The organism is Mucilaginibacter sp. (assembly GCF_036383575.1).
In the GTDB taxonomy this organism is placed as follows: domain Bacteria; phylum Bacteroidota; class Bacteroidia; order Sphingobacteriales; family Sphingobacteriaceae; genus Mucilaginibacter.
In genome coordinates this window covers 1-2337 of record NZ_DASVOB010000491.1, presented here as the reverse complement: position 1 = coordinate 2337, position 2337 = coordinate 1, and the positions used below count along the sequence as shown (strand labels likewise).

The following is a 2337-nucleotide window of genomic DNA, read 5'->3' as shown; positions in this document are numbered from 1 at the left end:
ATTAGCCTACGATTTATTGATTAATATTACCCAACAATATCTTATATCGGATAACATATCTCCCCTCAACAGCAAAAATTTCCGCGTCGTAAAGGATGTCAGTGTAATTTGGCATGGCTTTAGATTAAATCACTTATTTTCTATCCTAATTTCATTAAAATCAATAGCGCCTTCTATATCTATTACAATTTCCTTACTTAAATATGCAGGGGCATCGCTTAGATAGCCAACTGCGTAATATTTGCTGTGCTCCTTTATTATTTTAAGTATCCCGCCTTTCTGTTTTGAAACAATTGCAGGAAGGGGATCATTCATTCTTTTACTGTTACAAACAAATAGAAACGATTTATCCGGCTTCGCACCATAAAGCAGTTGTATCTTTTGCATAGGATATACTTTTATGCTTTTATAAACAAGGGTATCATTCTTATAAACAGCATCCTGCGCCGATACTACGCCTATCTGTAAAAATGCAAAGCCCAATAAAATGATTACTTTTTTCATGATATGTGAATAGATGTTTGGTTTATCGAATATACTAATACTTTAAATCTCATTAGAAAGCTTCTTATAAAAACAAACCCACCGTATAAGCTGTCATTACAATGGCTTTTTGTATTTTTACCGCCTCATTGTATTTATGGAAAATAAACCCATAGCCCGTACGCTTCGTTTACTCTCGCAACTCATGGAACTCCATGAGGTTAATCCGTTCAAGATCAAATCGGTAGCTAATGCAGCTTTTAAGGTCGACAAGCTCCCCTTCCCTATCGCCGGCAAAAAACTGGACGAACTGGAAAAGATCGACGGTATAGGCAAAAGCATAGCCGGCAAAGTGGCCGAACTGCTTGAAACCGGTACCATGACCGAACTACAGGAAATGCTGGATAAAACCCCTGCCGGCGTGGTTGAAATGATGGGCATTAAAGGGATCGGTCCTAAAAAGGTGGCCATTATCTGGAAAGAGCTGGGCATTGAAAATACCGGTGAGCTTTTTTATGCCTGCAATGAAAACCGCCTGATCGAGGCCAAAGGTTTCGGTCTTAAAACACAGGAGGAGATCCGCAAGGCAATCGAGTTTAGGATGGCGAGCAACGGTAAATTCCTTTTTGCCCAGGTTGAGAAGGAAGCCAATGAGCTGATGGATGAGGTAAAAGCCATTTTCCCGGATGCCTTAAAACATTTTGCCGGCGAATTCAGGCGTTTGAACGAGATCATTACCGAAATTGTGATTGTGGTGGGCAGTATTAACCATGATGTTGCCTATGAAGCACTCGCAAACTCCAAAATACTTTGCAACGTAAGTAAAAATAAAAACCACATCCAGGGCGAGCTTCAAAATGGTTTGCTGGTAGATATTGTTTGTGTTGACAAAGCCGATTATTACAGGGAACTGTTTGTCAATACCGGTACTGACGACCATGTACAGGCCGTTTTCGACAGGATCAATGTACCTGTTGAACAGCCCGAAAGTGAAGAGATGATCTACACAAAAGCCGGTTTGGCCTGGATGCAACCCGAATTGCGCGAGGGTACCTTGTTTATTGAAAAAGCCGAAAAGAACGAACTACCAACCCTGATCAACTGGCACGACCTGAAAGGTACGCTACACAACCACAGCACCTGGAGCGATGGGGTAAACAGCATTGAAGAAATGGCCCTGTACTGCCGTGATACTTTGAAACTGGAATACCTGGGCATGTGCGATCATAGCAAAAGCGCCTTTTATGCCAAGGGGCTGAGTATTGAGCGTGTACTGCAACAACATGAAGAAATTGACGCCCTGAATAAAAAGCTTGATGGCTTCCACATCTTTAAAGGTATTGAATCGGATATTTTATATGATGGCTCGCTTGATTATCCGGAAGAGATCCTGCAAAAGTTTGATTTCATTGTAGCTTCCGTGCACTCTATCCTTAAAATGGATGAAGAAAAAGCTACTTCAAGACTTATTACCGCCATTGAAAACCCATATACAACTATATTAGGGCACCCTACCGGCAGGCTTTTGCTAAGCCGCAGCGGGTATCCTATTAACTATAAAAAAGTGATAGACGCCTGCGCGGCCAACAATGTAGTTATCGAGATCAACGCCAACCCATTACGGCTCGACCTTGACTGGCGCTGGCACCAATATGCTTTGGATAAAGGCGTGATGCTTTCCATAAACCCGGATGCCCACCGCATTGAGGGCTTTACAGATATGCACTACGGCATCCTTGCAGCCCGTAAAGGCGGCTTATATAAAGAGATGTGCATGAATGCCATGTCGTTGACAGAAATCACGAAAGCGTTTGCTGCAAAGAGAGGTTAGAGATTGGAGATCAGAGGTTAGCA

General features: G+C 42.4%; 2 protein-coding genes. One reads left to right on the top strand and one right to left on the bottom strand.

Features of this window, described 5'->3' with window-relative positions; all coding sequences use genetic code 11:
* Positions 1–129: 129 nt before the first annotated feature.
* Positions 130–504, bottom strand: a complete 375-nt coding sequence (locus VF500_RS17590; RefSeq protein ID WP_330860934.1) for a hypothetical protein — start codon at positions 502–504, stop codon at positions 130–132.
* 136 nt (positions 505–640) lie between these two features.
* On the opposite strand from VF500_RS17590, the gene VF500_RS17585 reads away from it, so the two are divergent.
* Positions 641–2314 (top strand): helix-hairpin-helix domain-containing protein, encoded by a 1674-nt coding sequence (locus VF500_RS17585; RefSeq protein WP_330860933.1) that lies wholly within the window; start codon positions 641–643, stop codon positions 2312–2314.
* Positions 2315–2337 lie beyond the last annotated feature (23 nt).

Excerpts from the sequence above, each read along its gene's own strand:
- VF500_RS17585 (WP_330860933.1), top strand. The coding sequence starts at position 641 with ATGGAAAATAAACCCATAGCCCGTACGCTTCGTTTACTCTCGCAACTC.
- VF500_RS17590 (WP_330860934.1), bottom strand. The coding sequence starts at position 504 with ATGAAAAAAGTAATCATTTTATTGGGCTTTGCATTTTTACAGATAGGC.